Source organism: Maribacter sp. PR1, from assembly GCF_028464145.1.
GTDB lineage: Bacteria > Bacteroidota > Bacteroidia > Flavobacteriales > Flavobacteriaceae > Maribacter.
Genome location: NZ_JAQPCG010000009.1, coordinates 125,784 through 141,891, shown reverse-complemented (window position 1 = coordinate 141,891; position 16,108 = coordinate 125,784). Strand labels below are relative to the sequence as shown.

The 16,108-nt window shown below is 40.8% G+C and carries 10 protein-coding genes; all 10 read right to left on the bottom strand.

The window, feature by feature from the left end; genetic code table 11:
* Nucleotides 1-102: 102 nt before the first annotated feature.
* The 10 genes from PP182_RS17985 to PP182_RS17940 all read right to left on the bottom strand — a co-directional run bounded on the left by PP182_RS17985 (nucleotide 103) and on the right by PP182_RS17940 (nucleotide 16,013).
* Nucleotides 103-1,002 carry an SDR family oxidoreductase gene (locus PP182_RS17985; RefSeq protein WP_272652656.1) on the bottom strand — a complete coding sequence of 300 codons (900 nt, stop codon included), beginning with the start codon at nucleotides 1,000-1,002 and terminating at the stop codon, nucleotides 103-105.
* A gap of 23 nt (nucleotides 1,003-1,025) precedes the next feature.
* Nucleotides 1,026-3,506 (bottom strand): TonB-dependent receptor domain-containing protein, encoded by a 2,481-nt coding sequence (locus PP182_RS17980; RefSeq protein WP_272652655.1) that lies wholly within the window; start codon nucleotides 3,504-3,506, stop codon nucleotides 1,026-1,028.
* A 115-nt stretch (nucleotides 3,507-3,621) separates the two neighbouring features.
* Nucleotides 3,622-4,215 (bottom strand): phosphatase PAP2 family protein, encoded by a 594-nt coding sequence (locus tag PP182_RS17975; protein ID WP_272652654.1) that lies wholly within the window; start codon nucleotides 4,213-4,215, stop codon nucleotides 3,622-3,624.
* 5 nt (nucleotides 4,216-4,220) lie between these two features.
* Nucleotides 4,221-5,264: a glycosyltransferase family 9 protein gene (locus tag PP182_RS17970; protein ID WP_272652653.1), complete on the bottom strand. Its 1,044-nt coding sequence runs from the start codon at nucleotides 5,262-5,264 to the stop codon at nucleotides 4,221-4,223.
* A 169-nt stretch (nucleotides 5,265-5,433) separates the two neighbouring features.
* Nucleotides 5,434-6,282, bottom strand: coding sequence for a DUF4249 domain-containing protein (locus tag PP182_RS17965; protein ID WP_272652652.1), 849 nt, complete (start codon nucleotides 6,280-6,282; stop codon nucleotides 5,434-5,436).
* Between the two features lie 4 nt (nucleotides 6,283-6,286).
* Complete coding sequence (locus PP182_RS17960; protein ID WP_272652651.1) at nucleotides 6,287-8,695, bottom strand: TonB-dependent receptor; 2,409 nt, start codon at nucleotides 8,693-8,695, stop codon at nucleotides 6,287-6,289.
* 499 nt (nucleotides 8,696-9,194) lie between these two features.
* The gene (locus tag PP182_RS17955; RefSeq protein ID WP_272652650.1) at nucleotides 9,195-10,217 is read right to left on the bottom strand and encodes a helix-turn-helix domain-containing protein; all 1,023 of its coding nucleotides are present in this window, start codon (nucleotides 10,215-10,217) and stop codon (nucleotides 9,195-9,197) included.
* A 558-nt stretch (nucleotides 10,218-10,775) separates the two neighbouring features.
* Nucleotides 10,776-11,378: a DUF2652 domain-containing protein gene (locus PP182_RS17950; protein ID WP_272652649.1), complete on the bottom strand. Its 603-nt coding sequence runs from the start codon at nucleotides 11,376-11,378 to the stop codon at nucleotides 10,776-10,778.
* Between the two features lie 54 nt (nucleotides 11,379-11,432).
* Entirely contained in the window at nucleotides 11,433-12,857 is a 1,425-nt protein-coding gene (locus PP182_RS17945) for an efflux transporter outer membrane subunit (protein ID WP_272652648.1), read from the bottom strand.
* Between the two features lie 6 nt (nucleotides 12,858-12,863).
* Nucleotides 12,864-16,013 carry an efflux RND transporter permease subunit gene (locus PP182_RS17940; protein ID WP_272652647.1) on the bottom strand — a complete coding sequence of 1,050 codons (3,150 nt, stop codon included), beginning with the start codon at nucleotides 16,011-16,013 and terminating at the stop codon, nucleotides 12,864-12,866.
* Nucleotides 16,014-16,108: the final 95 nt, after the last annotated feature.

Genomic DNA, 16,108 nt, shown 5'->3' with positions numbered 1-16,108 from the left:
TCCCATAAAGGATAGACCAGGCAGTGATTTGATGGGTTACTATTAAATCGGTAGGGAGTTGTTTTATGAATGCTTTTTAGTAATCTCATCTAAACCAGTTTATTACCCTACGCTGCTCAAATAATTCCAAGCAATACTTTCCTCCAAAAATTGTTTGACCGTAACGGGCTTTCGACCCAATAGTTTTTCCATTTGCGCATCGTCACTTTCCAATTCTCCATGTCTTGTGGCTGCGGCATAACCACCAATCATTTTGATACATTTTTGGGACATTCCTTGATTTACCACGGTATTGAGAAAAGTATCCAGGCCAGGGCTCAAATAGGTGATATTTTTGCCAGTGATTTGGGAAATGTATTCTGCGATCTCTGAAAAGGAACAACTATCCCCGGATACACTATAGGTCTTATTCTTGTGCCCACTTGAGAGCAGGACCTTGGTTGCCGTTTCCGCCATTTCACCTCGTAGCGCAAGGCCTATTTTTCCATTACCTGCGGGTAGGTGAATACCATATTTAAAAATGTTCTCACCCAAGAATGAAGGCAATAGGTCCATATATACCCCATTGCGCAATATGGTATAGTCAATGCCACTTCCTTTGATGGCATATTCGGTTGCCAAATGGGAGCTTAGTACAAACTCGATAAGGGAAAAATTCACTTCTTTATGCTCCTGGCTGGTGTAAAGAATATATTTAATGCCGGATTCCACGGCCGCATTCACAACTTGGATATGTTGCTCACTGCGGTTTTCCAGTTCATTGCTTGAAACAAATAGTAATTTGTCCATACCGGAAAATGCCATCAATAGGGATCCGTAGTTATTATAATCGCCGAATACTACATTTACATTCAAGGCCTTTAATTCATCAACCTTGGTAAAATCCCTTACCATGGCATAAATCAAACGTTGATTCACCCCGTTCTCAATTAACGATGCAATAACCGCATACCCGTAATGACCCGTAGCTCCCGTTACCAGTATTTTATCTTTTTCTGTCATTTGTCCAATCTTTTTATGATTCGCTATGATTCGTCATAATCGTCTTCCTCATAATCTTCATTGTTATCATGGTCACGATTTTCTACAGTATTTTTAAATCTATAAGTGAACGTTAGGTTGAATTGACGCTCAACGTATTGGGATTCAGAATTGGACAGGAAACTTGTATTGGAAGCCTCCCGGCGACTGATCCTTGAGTTGAATAGGTCGGAGACATTCAGGTTGATGGCTCCCCTGCCCTTAAACAATTCTTTGTTTACCGACACATTGGCCACAAGCATACCGCGCCTTGTGGTGTAGGCTTCCCTAAAGGGAGCATCGTATTGAAGGCCCATTTGCACATCGATATCATTGGGCAAGGAAATCTTTGGGGATAATCGGGCAAACCAACTGGATGAAGTGGTATTCAGGGATTGCCTTTGAGTAATATGGGCATCATTGTCATTGAGGTCCAGAAGGGTATTGTCAAAGCTGGCATTTTGTTCAAAACGAAACCAGTTTATAGTACCATTGACCCGTAACCAATTTGCTGGGCTGTAAATGGACGATACTTCAAGACCATATCTGTTTTCCGTGCCTACATTTAAGGGTCTGGTAATCAAAATGGGGATGTTTTCCTCATTTACCATACCTGAATTGGTGGTTATGAGTTGAACAATGTCTTTGGAATATTGAAAATAACCTATGGTCTCCAACGATACTCCAGCCCAGTTTTTAGCATACCCCAACTCAAGGGAATTCGTAAAAACAGGGTCCAGATCCGGGTTTCCTGAAAGAAGGTTCAAATCGTTGGAATAGCCCGAAAACGGATTTAATTCACGAAAGCTGGGGCGACTTATTCGTCTGCCATAGCTCGTTTTGAGTTCACTGGTTTCCGTAATCTGGTAGCCCAAATGGAAGGATGGAAACAGGTTGCCGTAATTCTTGTCAAAGCTTATATCGGACGTAAATTGCGTAACATCAATATGGGTTATTTCCAAACGCAGACCAGCAAGTAACGTAAACTTGCCAAAAGCATTGGCATATTGTGAGTAAGCGGCGTAAATATCTTCGCCATAGTCCATACGATTGCTCAAGTTGGTGTCAAGCTCCCAGATATTGGTGTCGGAATTGAATTTTTCAACTATGGAATTGAATTTTATGGTGCGCATTGTACTACGGTAGCCTGCTTCAAAACTCCCCGTTTCAGAAAATGGAAACACATAATCTGCTTGTATCAATAAATTGCGTTGTCGTTCTTCGGCTGCAGTGCGGTCTTGGGCATCTTCAAAATTTCCAAAGCTATAGGTATCTTCAAAGGTTGCCGATTCTATTTCTGTATTACTGTCATATTTGGCTTCAACCATCAATACATGTTCTTCATCCTCATCAAAGATGGATTTGTAGGTCAGTGTGTACTCGTCACTGGAATCTTCTTCTAGCTCCCTCTGGTCACGCAATCTTGTACTTGTCAATGTTCCATCAACATCAAAAGTGTTAAAAGTGGAAAGCCCGTTGTTGTCATTGTCTTCATTGGCATATAGGCCCATAAAAGTGAGCGTGTTCTTCTCGTTGAAATAGTAATCGACCCCTAGGGCCATGGTATATTCCGACCCGTCACGGGTGATGTCTTGACGCTGGGACAAGAAATCAGTTGCTGTTCCCGTGGTTTCGTCTAAAAATGTCGTGTTTACGGACTCGTGGCCCGGGCGTTTGGCATCTTCGAAATTGACGTTTGCAAATACGTTGAATTTATTTGTCCGGTAGTTTAAATTACCTCCAATACCGAAGGTTTCGGGTACTCCCATAACTGCCTGGACAGAACCGTTAAATCCTAGATTCCTTCCTTTTTTGAGAATGATATTGATAATTCCTGAAGCACCTTCGGCATCATACCGTGCGGATGGGTTGGTTATAATTTCGATACTCTCCACAGCATTGGAGGATAGGCGCTCCAGCCCTTGGGCATCACTAATGCCCACTAATCCAGATGGTTTACCATTTACCAAAATACGTACATTGCTATTGCCCCTAAGCGCAATACCACCATCTACCGAAACCGAAACTGAAGGCACATTATTTAAAGCTTGAAGTACATTTGTGCTTTGTGCCGTTAAGTCTTGACCAATGTTATAGATCTTTTTGTCCAATTTGTTTTCAAATAGCCCTTTCTCGCCTTTTACTATGACTTCACTTAGCGATTGCGCATCTACTGAAAGATAGAGTGTCCCCAAATCCAGATCATTCTCAATCCTTTTATTATCTAGAAAGAATGGTTTGAAACCAATAAACTCAATTTCTATGATGTACGTTCCCTTCTCCACTTCAATCGAGAAAACCCCATTTTCATCTGTGATCCCCCCATATTTTGGGCTTGTCTGTCCTGTTTCTGTAAAGGAAACAGTGGCGTATTCTAACGGGGTATTGGTATCCTTTTCCAGGATTTTTCCTGTTACTGTGATTTTAGCATTGCCGTACATCAATGATGTAGTTAAACAAAGCAAGAGTGTTATTATCCTAACCATTATTTATAATATTTTGTGTGTTGTTCTTTTCCTCATGGTGTGCCGGAATTGGTATGACCGACTCAAAATGTTTCTCCATATCCGTTGTTTTCTAAGTAATCTCTTTCCTTAGGCATTAAAATTTGTAGGTTAAACCAATGGTAGGGGTGTTTTCAATAAAGCCTGAAGAAATTCCTAACTTCTTTTTCCCATCATACGGTTTAGTGAACAAATAACTCATTCCAATACCTATCGCGGCACCCGCTAGCACATCCCAGCCATCGTGCTTTGTTGCTTTGATTCTTGTATACCCAACATATCCTGCCAAGAGGTAGGCAGGAATGCCATATTCCCAACCGTATCTCTTTTGCACAAATGCAGCACTGGCAAATGCAACAGAAGTATGACCGGATGGAAAACTATAGTTGTTTTCTTTATTCGGCCGCTCTTTGTTTATGACCAGTTTTAAACCATACGTTACTGCTAGGGTGCCAGTTAAGGCTTTGGAAAATTGATAGGTTCCTTTTTGACCATCTTGCCAAATGAATGTAGAACCCATAGCCAAAGCAGGTATTGTAAAAAGCAAAACATCTCCTGCTGTCTTATGGGTATTTTGAGATGAAGTCAGAGGTTTCACCTGACCATACGTTAGTGACGAACTCAAAAATGCAAGCGCAACGACAGCTCTAAAACCAAACAATCTTCTTTGTGAAATTATGATGTTTCCCATGAGTCTCAAGCTGAAGTGTTTAGATTTGGGTATAGCGTCTTTTTCACAACTGCTATCAGCGCATCTATTTCAACCTCATTGATGTTGACAGCGAGACTACCCTCGTTGTAAGGCCTATATTTTTTTGTATCCGTAGCTGAGAATAAACCTATGGTAGGGGTAAGGGACGAGCTGGCCAGATGCATTACACCACTATCGGCTCCAACGAAAACATCTGTGTTCGCAATCATGGCCGCCAATTCCCTTACATCGTTGGAATACAAAACAGGGGCCTTGGAACCAATTTTGGAGCTGTTTTCTTTTGGAAGCATTTCAATAATGTTTACATCCGGAAATGCTTTCTGTAAATGTGCATATAAGTCAAGCCACCATGCTTCTGTATAGGGTTTGGTATCAATGGTATGTGTGTATAAGCAAATGGTCGGTTGTGCGTTTTCTACTATGTCATAGACCAAACTGCCACCATGTATGAGTTCCTCATTTGCAAGTCTCAAGTCTAAGTTGGCCAGCACCGCATCATTTGGCATGACCCCTATACTGGGCAAAAACTCCCTAAAGGAGTAAATCACTTGTTTTGCGATATGTCTTTCCTTTTTATCCGCTATCCCATTACCTACGAACTTGAACTTTGCCTTTGAAATGCTCGTAAACAATCTTCCCGTACAAGATTCCTTGACGGCATTTATGGCCAGGTCATAATTCTTGCTTCTGAACCGTATGAATGTCTTTATGTACTTTATGGGACTTTTGAAGGGTTTCTTCGGAAATGCAATAACGACGTTGACATTCTCATAATTTTGATACAATTGAATGGCACAGGAATGGTTGACCAGCAGGTCGATTTCGCTGTTCGGGAATATGGATTCCAATTCCTGGACCAAAGGGGAAAGCAACAGTAAATTTCCCAGTCTGTGATTCGGTCTACAAATGAGGATTCTTTTTATAGCATCATTGGTACTGACGGCTTCACCTATCTTGTTTTTAAAACAACCCTTTAGATGTCCAAATGCTTTCCTCGTGCTGATGTTGATGAATTTTTTCGGATCCATTTTTAAAAATTTTGGTATTAAGCTTTCCGGGAGTCCATCGGATACTCACATATCTTCGAGCATATCTGTCTGCGGAAAGTGGCTGGAAAAATTAAGGTGGTTCGGGATGCGTGTACAATCATCAAAATTTCCAAACAGGCATTTTCGTCCCTTAGAACCACCTTATATCCTAAGGTTGTTCAATCGTATATGAGGTCGTATCATATTCACCTAACCTAAAAAATCCCAATACCTCCTCGTTGGGATCGTCGACATTGGTACAGTTTCCCTTTAACTGAACCGGGGTAGTTGGAAAAGGCCCATTTTCATCACTTCCAGATTGTTGGATGAATATGTTCAAAAAGTCATAATAGCGTTGTGAAATACCATACACATTAATAGCTACAGTGGCTCCGGCAACATAGTTTTCATTATCGTTCTCAATAAAATTTTCGTTGCCATCCGTAAATTCATCGCTAATGACCGCAAGGGACGGGATGGGTAAATTGGATGGAATAAATTCGCCCAAATAATAATTTTCAACAGCTCCGGGGTCGTCAAAGAATACTTGAAGCTGAATTTCCTTGTCATCATCGGAACCTTCAACGGTTTGCACAATTCGATTAATTTCAGGTGCCGCCATCAAGGTTTCGGTTGCTGTGTAGGAATTGCCGTTGTACAGGATTTCCAAAGTGTACGATACGTTTATTTCTGGAACAAAATCAGTTGCCATGTAACTACCATTGTTCTGGTCGGCAAACACAACTATTGATCCGTCGTTATCCTTGGTTACCGTTACTGAGGCGCCCACTACAGGGACATCTGTATCCTTATCAAAATAAGAAGTTGATTCCCTTAGATGAATGGTCTGTGTTTCTCCCGAGGTACCTTTTAGCCACTTAATGGACGCATCGACCACCAATCGTGTGCCACCGTTGGGGACATTGACGTCTATGACATCGGTACACGAATTCAATAATCCTAGTAGTATAAGGAGTGCCCCTAATTTGTTATATATGGTTATAGTTCTATTTTTCATTGTTCTAAAATTTAAAGTTGTAGGTTACTGATGGGACAATACCAAATATGGCAGTACGTGTGGCTTCATTTACGCCTGTCTCTTGATTTTGACCAAAGGAAATAGAGGCTGCATTCATTCGGTTATAAGCGTTGTATATGCCAAATACCCATTCGCCTTGCCATTTTCTATTTTTATTTTTTCGAGGTATCAAGGTTGCGGAAAGGTCCAATCTGTGGTAGGCCGGCAATCGATCTGCATTCCTTTCAGAATACGTCGCTACGGATAGTCCGTTGAATACAAACTGCCCGTTGGGATAGGTGACAGGTCGCCCGGTTTGGAATACCATATTGGCCCCAAATCGCCATTTTTCGTTGAGTTTGTAACTTCCGGTAAACGAAAAGTCGTGGGTTCTGTCCCAGTTCGAGTTATACCATTTCCCGTTGTTGATGCCCAATCCGCCTGCTGCTCCGCCTGGTGTACGCTGTTGCGATTTTGACAATGTATACGACACCCAACCTGTAAAATCACCTTTGTTCTTTCGCAATAAAAACTCTAATCCATAGGCTCGGGCTTCACCAGTTAAAATTTCGGTTTCTATGGTGTTTTGTGCTATAAGTTCTGCGCCATTGATATAATCCACCCTATTGTCAATTGTTTTGTAATAAGCTTCGGCTTCAATGGAAAACATATTTTCCTTGAAATTTCTGAAGTAGCCTACAGCATATTGGTCTGCAATCTGAGGTTCAATAAACTTTCCGCTAGGTGCCCAAACATCCAACGGCGTGGCTGATGTGGTGTTGGAGATTAAATGTAGGTATTGGGCCATTCGGTTATAACTTGCCTTAATGGAAGACTTCTCGTTAAGCTGATAGGAAAGTGCAAAGCGCGGTTCTAGATTGTTGAAGGTGGCTATGCTTTTTCCCTTCCCGTAAGGGGTCGTGGAAATAGGGTCGGCACGCTCATAAATGCCCAATTCTTCGTTGTAAACCACAGGTGAATTATCGGCGTAATTGTTTAAGGTTTGCTCCCCCAATCGATTGAAGTAACTGAATCGCAAGCCATATTGAGCGGTGAGCCTATCGGAAATTTTATGTTCCAAACCTGCATATACTCCGGCTTCCAAAGCAAACTTATCGTCCAATTTCTCTGGATTGACACCGGAATCCGCATCCAAAGGGTTGAGCTTGCCTGGATTAAAGTTGTAGTAGATACCATTTACCCCAAAATCAAACTTTAATTTTTCGCTAGCATAATACCCTAGGTCGTAACGCACATTATAATTGCTGATATCCGAGGTCCAATCAATTCCTTCAATAGGAATTTCCAAGTTGTAATTATAGCGGCTGTATATGAGGGATACATTGGAGAATAACTTGTTATTGAATATATGGTTCCATCGCAGGTTTCCTGAAAGGTTTCCGTATGAATTCGTGAAAATTCCTGACAGGTTAAAGTTGTCATTACCAAAATAACCGGATAGGTACAGTCGGTTCTTTTGATCAATTTCATAATTTGTTTTCAGGTTCAAGTCGTAAAATCCGGCTCTGCTATCTTCGCCGCCCAAGGCCAAAAATATATTGGCATAGGCGGCCCTGCCGGCCATAAGAAACGAACCTTTGTCCTTGAACATGGGCCCTTCCGCGGCCAAACGGCTGGAAATGGCGCCAATACCGCCAGTTAGTTGGAATCTCTTGCTGTTCCCATCCTTTTGACGTATATCCAGTACTGAAGAGGCCCGTCCTCCAAAACGTGCAGGAATACCACCTTTATATAGTTTGACATCTTTAATGGCATCGGCATTGAACACGGAGAAGAAACCGAACAAATGGGAGGCGTTGTAAATAATGGCTTCATCCAAAAGAATGAGATTTTGGTCTTCCGCACCTCCACGTACATTGAAGCCCGACGCACCTTCGCCGGCGTTGGTAACCCCTGGCAATAATTGAATGGACTTGATCAAATCCACCTCCCCCAAAACAACAGGTATCTGTTTGATCTCGTTGGTCGAGAGTTTTGCCACACTCATTTGAGGTGTCTGAAGGTCTACTTTCTTGGATTTTTCAGCGGTGATGACCACTTCATCCAATTGAGCGGCATCCTCTTTGAGCTCTATGTCGAACTTTTGTTCAGTGTCAAGGTTGATATCCCTTTCAAAAGTTGTAAATCCCAAATAGGAAATGGTCAAGGTATAAGTGCCTTCAGGCGCTGTGATGGAATAGAAACCATATTCGTTTGTCGTGCTCCCAATCGAAGTACCTTTTAAAAAAACAGTGGCCCCCAAGAGTGTTTCACCGTTGGCAACATCCTTGACCACCCCACTGATTGTATATTTGGTCTGTGCAAAAAAGAATACTGGACACAACAGTATCACCACAAATAAGGCCTGCCTTTTTTTGGACCTAAAGGGTTTTGATCGCTTTGTTCTTGTCATAATTACTAGAAATTTTTTAGATTAAGGTTTTCATTCAACCGGTGTAAAATTAGACGTGCATGTATAGCGGTTAAAATGGAGTAGGTCTTGAATCCGCTTTCAGTACCTGTTTATGATAATTTTTAATTTAAACAACTGATTTGTAGGTAATTAAATTCTATGGGCAGTGTGGTTTCAAAAGGTTCTAAATGCGCTTTTCGTACTTGGAAAGATGCTAGCCTTACCCTTTGGGGCTGTTTTTTGTTTTTGGTACAGTGATGATCGGTAGGTTCAAGTTGTGGCTTTAAAACCTAAGGAAAGCAAAAATAAACGGTTGCAGATTGGGTAATACCAGATATGGTTATCTATTCCAAATAGCCTTCCCAAACTCTGCTGTACAAATTGTATGTAAAGAAATAATCCAATTTCAGGAAAAGGGAAGCTTCTTTAATTTCTTAGAGGCTTTTGAAATCGAATTTGGAATGTTATTCTTCTATGAAGAGTAGGGGAAAGGCAAGGTCTAAATTACTGAAGCCAATGTCTTTTTAAACTCACTGGGTGTTACCCCGTATATTTTTTTAAAAGTAGTGTTGAAAGAGGATTTTGATTTGAAACCAACTTCGTTGGCAATACCCATGATGGAATAATTCTTGAATTTTTCATCCCTGAGACATGCTACAAATTCCTCGGCCCTGTACTTGTTCAGGTAGTCCTGAAAATTGGATTTTAAGTATACGTTCAAGACTTCGGATAGGTATTGTCTTGGAATACCCATCTTTTGAGCTACTTGGTTGACCGTTAGATTACTATTGATAAAAAGCTTCTCTTTATCCATAAGCCTCAAAAACTCCTTTTTATATGCCTCTGCCTTGGATTTGCTTAGGCTTGAAGTTTTATAGGCCTTGATATCGGCCTTTGGAAGTACGGATGTTGGGGACACGACCAGCTTAAATAGTATCATGTAAAGAAGTAACGCCGATATTCCAATAATGCCATAACTTTCCAAGAAGGAAAAATTATCATGGCTGCTTGTTATAATAAATGAAACTTCGTCTATTAAGTTCAGAAAAGCATAGGGCACTATAAAAAACAGCATCCACCTTTCCTTTTTATTTTTGATGATAGTATAGATGGTATACCCTAAATAAACCAATAGGGTTACGCCTGCTAGAATTTCTCCTAGCATTATCCAAATGTTCTCACCTAAGCCGTTAAAGTCATTTATGATTTGAAGTGTGATGAAAAACACATATGGAATGAAGTAGAGAAAATCCCTTGGTTGAAATTTATCTTGTTTGGAATTGTGATACTTTATGAGTAAAAAGAAGAGTGTAATGATTAAAGGGGATTGGAAAAAATACCAATCAGCATTAGGAAAAAACAGGTTGAAATCATCATCTCCGACAATGTTCAAAAGCATTGCAATAATGGATCCAAGAAGCAGTAAGAAATTTACCCGCTTGTAACTTTCTTGTTTGACGAGCAGAACACTTAAAAGAAACAAGCCCTGAATAAGGGCGATTATTTGAATTATTTCCAACATAAATAACGGAGCACTTTCTTCGAATAGGCTAAAATAGTTCAATAAAAAACGAAAAGCGTTTGAAAATTTATAAAAGAACGCCAAAATTTAACATGCTGTAGCAAGCCTAATCGCCCACAAATTTTCATGTATTATTACACCCATTTTCAGATTCATTTCTAAATTGGATAACGAAAACTTTGATGGATGATTATTCAAGACCTTCACTATTTTTTTCACAACTTGAACTTGATTATTGTGTTTTTTCCATCCGTAAAGGCAATGCACTCACCTTACCTTAGCTTGAAGCATTGCTCTATGCTTCTTCTTAACTTCCTTTTGCTTGATTTCTTGCAACTCCATCCAATAGTTCTTTCCTTCCTTTACAATCGGTAATACGTGGTTAATTATTGGTCTCGAATTGACCCCTCAAATTACATGTCTTGGAAAACTACAAATACATCTATATTACCACTATACCTGCCAATAGACTTTTTATTTCAATTTTTAGGTCCTATAGCCTATTATCGGGATTACTTACCGCTCGGAATAAAAAATAGGACTTATACAAGGACTTAATTATGCAATGGCTAGTGTATTTTTTATTCGATAGGATGAATTTTTATAGGGGTAAAATGAATAATAAAGATTGCCAATGTCATAACGGTCATGGTACTGCATTGTATGTAAATGCATACCCGTATTTAGTCCTAGCTCCTCCAGTTTTTCATGGTAGGCTTTGGTAATTAAGGCATACGTTCTATAGGGAATACTATTTTTTAATAGCCTGTGTGCCTCTATTAAGGTATTCCCGAACAACTTGTTAAACCCATCGATTGAAAACTTACCTATGGTACCATAATGCACCACTAGTTTTAAGGACAAACGTGTAACATTATGGTATAGGTTTTTGTAGTAATCAATCTTTTTGTAGAACGCTTTGAGCATCACTTCAAATTGTTGTAGTATCTTGTTTATAGGATAAATGTGGTCCAGTTTATAGAACAGAATAGCATCGCCTTCAATTTCTGAAATCCTAAAGGATAGGTAATTCGATTTTATGATGGTATGTAACAGGTCCGAGATAACTTCAGCACCAATTTCATTGTCTATCTCTTTAACAAACTTGGAATAACCACTTATGTCTACGATCAAAATTATTCCCTCTGAACTTTTTTTCACTTTCAATGTGTTTATAGTACTATGGTGTTTATTTTAATAGTCTGCACGCGATAATTAAGGGGTCAGACCAAGTGCCTTTATCAAGGTTACCCTACCGATCAATTCCTGGCCGAATAGCTGAACACTCAGTTGTTCCGCCTCTAAAACTTGTCTTTCGGCATCCACTACATCAATGTAGTTCACCAGGCCTTTTCTATAGCGTTCACTTGTTAAACTTGCCGCATCCAAGGCTGCACTTACAAATTCCTGTTGTGCCAATAATTGTTCATGTATCCATTTTAGTTGGGCATATGAGTTTTCAATTTGTTGATACGAGAGCAAAAGTTGTTGGTTGTATTTTTCTCTGTTTTCTTCCAGTTCACTTTTTCTCAGTTTAATTTCCGAACGTTTTTTTCCGCCTTCAAAAATGGGTAAGGAAGCAGTGATACCTGCAACCCAGTTTTTACTGTCATCTTCAATTAGATTTGAACTGTCACCGGAGAGATAACCATAAGACCCACTAAGATAAAAAGCGGGAAGGAGCTGTTTCTTCTGACTTTGCACTAATTTTTCGGAGGATTCCAGTCGCAATTTCGCCGCCTTTAAATCCGGTCTGGCCATGGGAATAAGGTCTTTGTCCAAAAGTAGAATTTCAGGGGGCATAAATTGGATCGTTGTAGGTGCTATGGTGAAATTGGTGGCGTCGGCTCCGGTTAATAAAGCCAGAATCAATTCAATCTCGGTACGTATCTTTTCGTTGTTCTTTTGTTGAACCTGTACCGAAGATAGTTCAGATCTGGCCCTAAGGACATCTATTTGACTTACCAAGCCGGCACCGTTTCTAATCGTTGTAATTTCTAGATTATGAATACGTGTTTGTTCGGTGTCTTTTAGAAGATTCTTTTCGGCATCCAACTGCAGTAATAAAAAGTAGTTTTGTGCTACCTCGGTTATTACTTGCAGTATAACCTCTTTTTTGATCTCTTCATTAGCATTGGTCAACAGATTGCCAGCTTTTACTTGATCTATGTTTTCGCCAAATATATCCAGCTTATAGTTCAAGGTCAAGGGCATTTCAAAGCTATTTAAGTTCACTCGGCTTAACTGTCCACCAAAAGGGTTGGGTCTATTGCCCGAAAGTTCTTGCCGCAAAAAGGATGGCTCTAATCGTATTGCGGGAAACAACGTAGACATCGCAATCCTTTTCTGTGCCCTTGCCTGTTCTATTTTGGTTTGGGCTATTTTTACATCGATATTATTTTTAATGGCTAGCCCTATCAAGCTATCTAATTCCGGATATCCAAAAGAGGTCCACCATTCTTTGTTACCAAGTAAGGGTTGTACCGTTTTAGTGATCGTATCTTTACCAATGAACAAAGCAGCATTCTCTTGTGGTGATGCCTGCCATCTCCATTTTTGTAAACTATCTATCTGGGAGTACCCTTGAAACATTACCAAGAAGAGGGCTGTTATCACTGTTATGTATGTCAAATATTTCATTTTTAATTAAGCGTTTAGTTGTGGTTTGTTTTTAACTACCAGTTTTCTACATAGCACATAGAAAACGGGTGTGAATAGTAAGCCGAAGAACGTAACCCCAAGCATACCGCTAAACACTGCGGTACCTAAGGATCTTCTCATTTCGGCTCCCGCACCTTGTGCGATTACCAAGGGTATTACCCCGAGAATAAAGGCGAATGCGGTCATTAGAATTGGGCGTAATCGTAATCGCGCAGCTTCTTTGGCCGCTTCTTCCAGGCTGTAGCCCTGGTCCTCCAATTGTTTGGCGAACTCTACGATCAGAATGGCATTTTTACTCGCCAGGCCAACCAATACCACAAGGCCGATCTGTGTAAGAATATTGTTGTCCATTCCTACAAGCCCAACGCCGAACATAGCAGAAAGCAAACACATAGGAACAATTAGAATTACCGCTAATGGCAATACCCAACTTTCATATTGGGCCGCCAATAATAGAAACACGAACAATACGGCAAGTAAAAAGGCGATAACGGCAGTATCTCCACTATTTTGTTGCTGGTATGCAATTTCTGTCCATTCGTAATCAACTCCTTCGGGTAAAATCTGTTCCGCCAATCGTTCCATAGCTGCCAAAGATTCACCAGAACTAAAGCCTGCCGATGCATTCCCCGATAAGGCCAGAGCAGGGTAGAGGTTGTATCTCGGGACCCTTGCAGGTCCGGAAATATGCTCCAATTTCCCTATGGCACTTAGGGGAAGCATGCTGTTTTCTTTGTTTTTTACACGAATACGTGTAAGGTCTTCCGGAGCATAACGATATTCACCATCTGCTTGGGCGGTTACCCTAAAGGTTTTTCCGTTAAGGTTGAAATCGTTCACAAAGGCGGACCCCATATACACCTCTAATGCACTGGAAATCTCTTCGATGGGAACACCTAGTTTTTGCGCTCGCTCCTTATCCAAATCAAAGAATAACTGAGGAGAACTGGTATTGAAAAAAGTGAACACATTCGTTAATGCAGGGTCTTGATTGGCGGCTGCCATCAGTTCATAACCTGATTGTAACAATTGCTCGTTACCCAAGCCGGCCCTATCTTGAAGCATCATTTTAAATCCACCGGCACTACCGATACCTCGAACCGGTGGAGGTGGAATTACGATGATAAAAGCATCGTCTATGGCACCCAGGGAGCCTGCAATCGATTGATGCAGTCCATTATATGAAATACCTTTTTCTTGTCGTACCTCAAAATCTTCTAAAGCCGTAAAAATTACTCCGGCATTGGATGAGTTGGTAAATGTGGCGGCGTCAAAACCTGTAAACGCAATGGCATCTTTTACACCATCAATATTTAAAACACTGTCAATGGCTTGTTGTACCACTTTATCGGTTCTTTCCAATGATGAACCTGGCGGAAGTTGTATGACCGATATAAAATATCCCTGATCCTGTTCTGGAATAAAACCTGTCGGCACCCTGTAAAAGGCAAAAACAGTTAGTGCTATTAGTCCTGTATACACTAGCATTACGACTTTACTTTTTCGAATAAAGCGAGTGGTAACACGACCATATTTATCCGATACCCAGTCCATGCCTTTATTGAACTTGGCAAAGAATTTTGGTACGATACTTATCCTGGCTACATCGGTATGGGCCGGTGTGCCGTTATGAGGTTTCATAACAAGGGCGGATATTGCCGGACTCAATGTTAACGAAACGAACACGGAAATTAGAGTGGCCACGGCTACTACAATTCCAAACTGACTGTAAAACTTCCCACTTATACCATCCAGGAATAGTGTGGGTATGAATACGGCAACAAGTACAAGTCCCATGGCTATCAAGGCCCCGCCAACTTCGGTCATGGTTTTTTCAGCTGCCTTTCTTACACCCAGGCCAGCCTTTAAATTCCGTTCCATGTTCTCGACCACGACTATGGCATCATCTACTACAATACCAATGGCCAGCACAAGACCAAACAAGGTTAAACTGTTTAGGGAATAGTCCAGCGCCTGCATGACGGCAAATGTTCCAACTAAAGAAACAGGTATGGCTAGGATAGGAACAATAGCGGCCCTCCAAGTTTGTAGAAATAGAATGATTACCAGTATTACCAGTATAACGGCTTCAAAAATAGTACCTCCAACTTCATCAATAGATTGTTGTATAAATTCTGTTGGATTGTATGCGATACGGTATTCTATGTCTACGGGAAAATCTTCCGAGACCTCTTTCATCGTACTTTTAATAGCATCCGCAGTCTCCAAGGCATTGGTGCCCGGTCTCTGGAATACAGGTAATGCTACTGCAGGAAATTTGTTCAAATATCCCTTTGTGGCATAGCCTGCCGCTCCTAATTCTACCCTACCTATATCTTTGATCCGTACCAGTTCTCCATCAATCCCGTTCCTAATAATTACATTTTCAAATTCGGCAATAGAGTTTAATCTTCCTTGCGTTTGAATGTTAATCTCAAAGGCATGTTGGTCCGTAAGCGGTTGCTGGTTAAGCGTGCCACCGGCAATCTGGACGTTTTGCGCTCGTAAGGCCTGTAAAATTTCATTGGGTGTCATGTCTAGATTTGCAATTAAATCCGGATTTAACCAAATACGCATGGCATATTGGTCACCACCGAACATGCGTACAGCCCCGACCCCATCAATTCTTGATAGTTTATCAATAATCTGAAAATTGGCATAATTGGCCAAATAGGTTTGGTCGTACGTACTTTCAGGGGATATCATATGTATCACCATCATAAGATCGGGTGCACTTTTTTGTGTCGTCACCCCAAGTCTTCGTACTTGTTCGGGTAATCGTGGTTCGGCAATGGCTACGCGGTTTTGTACTAAAACCTGTGCCGCATCTACATCTATCCCTTGTTTAAATGAAACGGTGATTTCCAAGGCCCCATCGTTCGTGGCCTGGGAGAGCATATAGATCATACCTTCTACACCGTTTATTTCCTGCTCTAAAGGGGTGGCAACCGTCTTGGAGATTGTTTCCGCACTGGCACCCGGGTACATGGCCCGTATCACTACCGTTGGCGGTGCAACTTCGGGATATTGGGACACCGGAAGTGAAAAATAGGCCAATCCACCTACAATCAATATAATGACCGATATGACAATGGATAAAATGGGCCTTTTTATAAAACTATGACTAAAATTCATGTTTGTCTTGTTAGTTGTTGCTTTGTTTCTAGGAATAGAAATCCTTCACTAGGCCCAAAAAATGAGTCCAGATGGTGAATTTCGATACGTTGAAT

What these genes read in the sequence shown, in the direction of transcription:
- PP182_RS17985 (WP_272652656.1), bottom strand. Translation starts at nt 1,002, where the DNA reads ATGACAGAAAAAGATAAAATACTGGTAACGGGAGCTACGGGTCATTAC.
- PP182_RS17980 (WP_272652655.1), bottom strand. Translation starts at nt 3,506, where the DNA reads ATGGTTAGGATAATAACACTCTTGCTTTGTTTAACTACATCATTGATG.
- PP182_RS17975 (WP_272652654.1), bottom strand. Translation starts at nt 4,215, where the DNA reads ATGGGAAACATCATAATTTCACAAAGAAGATTGTTTGGTTTTAGAGCT.
- PP182_RS17970 (WP_272652653.1), bottom strand. Translation starts at nt 5,264, where the DNA reads ATGGATCCGAAAAAATTCATCAACATCAGCACGAGGAAAGCATTTGGA.
- PP182_RS17965 (WP_272652652.1), bottom strand. Translation starts at nt 6,282, where the DNA reads ATGAAAAATAGAACTATAACCATATATAACAAATTAGGGGCACTCCTT.
- PP182_RS17960 (WP_272652651.1), bottom strand. Translation starts at nt 8,695, where the DNA reads ATGACAAGAACAAAGCGATCAAAACCCTTTAGGTCCAAAAAAAGGCAG.
- PP182_RS17955 (WP_272652650.1), bottom strand. Translation starts at nt 10,217, where the DNA reads ATGTTGGAAATAATTCAAATAATCGCCCTTATTCAGGGCTTGTTTCTT.
- PP182_RS17945 (WP_272652648.1), bottom strand. Translation starts at nt 12,857, where the DNA reads ATGAAATATTTGACATACATAACAGTGATAACAGCCCTCTTCTTGGTA.
- PP182_RS17940 (WP_272652647.1), bottom strand. Translation starts at nt 16,013, where the DNA reads ATGAATTTTAGTCATAGTTTTATAAAAAGGCCCATTTTATCCATTGTC.